Source organism: Antrihabitans spumae (genome assembly GCF_043944905.1).
In the GTDB taxonomy this organism is placed as follows: domain Bacteria; phylum Actinomycetota; class Actinomycetes; order Mycobacteriales; family Mycobacteriaceae; genus Antrihabitans; species Antrihabitans spumae.
Genome location: NZ_JBIMSN010000109.1, coordinates 1 through 3,754, shown reverse-complemented (window position 1 = coordinate 3,754; position 3,754 = coordinate 1). Strand labels below are relative to the sequence as shown.

Annotated in this window: 5 protein-coding genes and 1 pseudogene; all 6 read left to right on the top strand. The window is 61.7% G+C overall.

Features of this window, described 5'->3' with window-relative positions:
* Positions 1 to 343: 343 nt before the first annotated feature.
* The 6 genes and pseudogenes from ACHIRB_RS23195 (at position 344) to ACHIRB_RS23170 (ending at position 3,623) form a co-directional block, all read left to right on the top strand.
* The gene (locus ACHIRB_RS23195) at positions 344 to 769 is read left to right on the top strand and encodes a hypothetical protein (protein ID WP_395126695.1); all 426 of its coding nucleotides are present in this window, start codon (positions 344 to 346) and stop codon (positions 767 to 769) included.
* Positions 770 to 857: 88 nt separating this feature from the next.
* The gene (locus ACHIRB_RS23190) at positions 858 to 1,331 is read left to right on the top strand and encodes a hypothetical protein (protein WP_395126696.1); all 474 of its coding nucleotides are present in this window, start codon (positions 858 to 860) and stop codon (positions 1,329 to 1,331) included.
* Positions 1,332 to 1,532: 201 nt separating this feature from the next.
* Positions 1,533 to 1,856: an ArsR/SmtB family transcription factor gene (locus ACHIRB_RS23185; RefSeq protein WP_395112594.1), complete on the top strand. Its 324-nt coding sequence runs from the start codon at positions 1,533 to 1,535 to the stop codon at positions 1,854 to 1,856.
* Positions 1,853 to 2,413 carry an SRPBCC domain-containing protein gene (locus ACHIRB_RS23180; RefSeq protein ID WP_395126697.1) on the top strand — a complete coding sequence of 187 codons (561 nt, stop codon included), beginning with the start codon at positions 1,853 to 1,855 and terminating at the stop codon, positions 2,411 to 2,413. Before ACHIRB_RS23185 ends, ACHIRB_RS23180 begins: the two co-directional genes overlap by 4 nt.
* Positions 2,414 to 2,466: 53 nt before the next feature.
* Positions 2,467 to 2,670, top strand: a pseudogene (locus tag ACHIRB_RS23175) (hypothetical protein); the annotation flags it as partial.
* A 314-nt stretch (positions 2,671 to 2,984) separates the two neighbouring features.
* Complete coding sequence (locus ACHIRB_RS23170) at positions 2,985 to 3,623, top strand: maleylpyruvate isomerase family mycothiol-dependent enzyme (protein WP_395126698.1); 639 nt, start codon at positions 2,985 to 2,987, stop codon at positions 3,621 to 3,623.
* The last annotated feature ends 131 nt before the right edge of the window (positions 3,624 to 3,754 follow it).

Here is a 3,754-nt window from a genome sequence, read left to right as displayed (position 1 = left end):
GACAACGGCGTGCGCTCACATCAACACCAAAACCACCCACGGTTAGAGCACAAGAGCCCTTAAGGACTGCGTCCCTAGCCGCTTTCCGTCGCGCCATGGCGTCCGACATACCGCTTCCGTTCCACTTGGGTGGTGATCGTTGGTCGGGCAAGAATAGGCGCTTGGTCCGACAAATCTGGGTCATGCGCCCTGGGTGTCTTACCGGGACAGGCCCTGAGCATCGAGCTAATCGTCGTCAGGGTTTCCTGACAGGACTTCGTTACGTCGTCGAGCTAGCAGCAGCCCGATGAGGGTCGCATCCGTACGGGCCCAATCCCCGCAGCCGCTGGATACGGTGGAGCACGTGAGGCAAATGGTGCCGCCCGATTACCACTCCTGCGTAGACGAAGTGCTCAGGTCTTCGTCGGCCTGCCGCATGGTGGTCGAGACGCTCGCGAACATGACTGGCGCCGAAGCCGAACTGGGGTGGAGACAGTCGCGCCGCGAGGGCGAGGATCCGCCACCGCACGGTCCCGGCGTCGCTGAACAGATTCCTGCCCCGGTGCGGGTGATCATGCTCGAGAACGACCTGAAGGCCAGGCAAGAGTCCACGCTCGGTCTGTGGCAGCGGCTGGCTGAAATCATGGGTATTCCCATTGGCCAGGAAAGCCTCGTGGAACTCATCGAGAGCGTGCGGATGGTGCGCGATCGTCAGCAGCAGCGCATCACGGAGTTGGACGCTCGGGTCAGAGAACTCGAAAAATCAGCCCGCACGGGCGACTGTGATTGATCAGGACCGTGATAGGCGGGCGCCAAACTGGTGGCGGATCAGCGCAGTCATCCTCCTGCCCACGCTGGTTGCTGTTGCGTGTGGGGTTGTGCTCTGGGCATCGGCTGCCCCGGTCGTCGACTTCGTCTACGTGGCGCTCGCCGAATTCGGCCTGCTGATTCTCGGTGGTGGCTGGGTTGTGCTCACGTGGATCGGTTTCGTTCGGTACCGCGCCTGGCGGGCAAGCGTGCTCGCACCAGCGCTGGTCGTAGTCACCATCGTTCTTAGTTCTCTGTCGATCCCGTTCTGGATCGGATTCCAGGTCTCGAAGCCAGCTCTACACGATGCGGCTGCCGACTGCGCCGCTGGCGAGCCTCGGCACATCGGTATTTTCGACGTGCAGATGGTCCGGGCCGCTGAGGAGGGTGGCTGCCTGTTCTTCACCCAGGGAGGACTCATCGATTCGGTGGGAATCGCTTACCTGCCCAGCGGGGCCCCGAATCTGGGCGAACCGCGACACGACGGAGACATCGGGTATAGGCACATCGAAGGCGACTGGTATCGGTTCGTCCAACGTTTTTAGGCGAATTCGACAGACAGTCGGTGCCGGGCGGAAGGGCTGTTCGTTCGACGTGAACACGGCGAGATCGAATACTTAGGGTTACCAGTAAAAGTCTGCGTATTGCACCACTCGCCGCGATTTTGCCGCACGGCACCGACGGTCCGCTGCGACAAACAGGTGACCACATTGACACGTGACTATTAAGTCACCTATGGTCGGGGCATGACGGAAGACGATCGGGTGTTCAAGGCCCTGGCCGATCCGACCCGTCGGTTCCTGCTCGACCTGCTGTTCATCCGGGACGGCCGCACGCTGACCGAACTGGAATCCGAGCTGGACATGACCAGATTCGGCGTGATGAAGCACCTTCGCACCCTGGAGGAAGCAAATCTCGTCGTGACGAAGAAATCCGGCCGGGAGAAATTGCACTACCTGAACCCGGTGCCGATACGACTCCTCCACGACCGCTGGATCGACAAGTTCACCGAGGAAAACGCCGCCGCATTGACGGAACTCAAACGAGAACTCGAAAGGGAAGAACCATGACCTCCACCGAAACCGCCGCCCAGCCCGCGAACTCGCAGGCCACGCCCGCACCATCGCTCCAGGTCTACCGGGTGTACATCAAGGTCACACCGCAAAAGGTCTGGGACGCGATCACGTCCTCGGAATGGACGACCAAATACGGCTACGGCGGCCTTGTCGACTATTCCAGCGGACAGGGAGAATACAAGATCCGGCCGGACGAAGGAATGGTCGAGGGCGCGAAGCAAATGGGATTCCCGCTGCCGGACGTCGTCGTCGACGGGGAAATCCTGGAATACGACCCGCCGCGCAAGCTCGCGCTGACGTGGCGCATGGCGATGGACCCGGACTGCGCCGCCGAGGGTTTCACCAAGCTCACGTACGAGATCGACGCCATCGGCGACGGCTCCCGCCTGACGCTCACGCACGAGCTGGAGAACGCGCCGAAGCACGCCGCGATGGTCGTCGGAGCCGATGCCGCCGAGGCCGTCGGACAAGGTGGCGGTGGATGGCCATGGGTGCTGTCGGACCTCAAGTCGCTGCTGGAGACCGGCGAGACGTTCTCCCCGCGCGGCTGACGCACCGCCTGACGCAGGGCCGGGTCGCGAACGCCTACGCGACCCGGCTACCGATCGACGGCCACACGATCGGCGAGGACCACGACGACGACCCGGTGCTGATCGACCCCGTCGGCCGCGCCGTGGACACCTGGCGCGAGAACTTCCCGTACGACGAACGCATGCCGCGCGAGGAGTACGACGAGACGAAGTACCTGCTCCAGGTCGAGCTCAGTTCGACCCGACGCCGTAGAGATGGCCTACTTCAACCATGGTCGCCGACCAGCACACCTGCCGAATACGACTGATTCGAATACGCAGAGTCACCAGTAAACTGCTGCATATTCGTTATCATGTTGCGCAACACCAACATTCAAGTACGATCCAGAACAACCTGCGAGTAGTCCTGGAAGACGTGCGAGTAGCCCAACTTCCCTAGTCGACCTAATGGGCTGTTGGAAAGAGCCTCGACCATGACCGCTCCGGCCGGTCCCGATCGCGGCCGATCCGGCAATACGGAGTCCTGATCCAGTTGCGCTGCGCTTGCTGCCCCGCGCGTGTGCAGGTCGCCGATGTCGTTGACACTGTTCCTATGACTCGTGTTCGGACCCTAGCTCGCTTGGAGCGAATGACCTTTGCGGACTTTCTAGATGACCTAACGTCGGAGCAGTGGATAGCGCCGAGCTTGTGTGATGGCTGGACAGTTCGCGACGTTGTCGCGCACACGGTCGCCTACCTCGGGCAGAGCCGGACCGAATTGGCTGCGAACATGGTCAGCGCCCGGGGTGACGTCGACCGCGTAAACGCGAGCAAACTGAGTGACTTTGAAGCGGCAGAACCGGACCAACTGATCGAGTTCATGCGTCGCGGCGCCGATCCTTCCGGCGCGGCAGCGCTTTATGGCTGTCGTGTGGCGCTGATCGAATGCTTGATCCATCAACAGGATATCCGCCGACCTCTACGCCAGATCCGCACCATTCCCGCCGAACCACTGCGGATATCAATGAAGTACGCACGGATCAATCCGGTCATTGGAGGCGCTCGCCGGACTCGCGGTGTTCGGCTCATCGCTACTGATATGGAGTGGTCGGCTGGCCGAGGACCGGAGGTGCGGGGTTCAGGTGAGGCGCTCCTGCTGGCAATGACTGGCCGTCTGCGCTTTGTTGCGGATGAACTCGACGGTGCAGGCGTTCGGGTTCTCCGTGCGAGGGAAATGGCTGGTTCGATCTAGTCACTGACCCCTGGAGCGGATGCTTGCCCGGCGGCCGCGGCTTGCTCATCCGTTCGGTGAACTAGCCTGCCGCTTTCACGGTAATTCCTTCGGAGTTGGTGTCGTACATGAAGAAAGGTGCTATGAGCTGG

What these genes read in the sequence shown, in the direction of transcription:
- ACHIRB_RS23185 (WP_395112594.1), top strand. Translation starts at nt 1,533, where the DNA reads ATGACGGAAGACGATCGGGTGTTCAAGGCCCTGGCCGATCCGACCCGT.
- ACHIRB_RS23180 (WP_395126697.1), top strand. Translation starts at nt 1,853, where the DNA reads ATGACCTCCACCGAAACCGCCGCCCAGCCCGCGAACTCGCAGGCCACG.
- ACHIRB_RS23170 (WP_395126698.1), top strand. Translation starts at nt 2,985, where the DNA reads ATGACTCGTGTTCGGACCCTAGCTCGCTTGGAGCGAATGACCTTTGCG.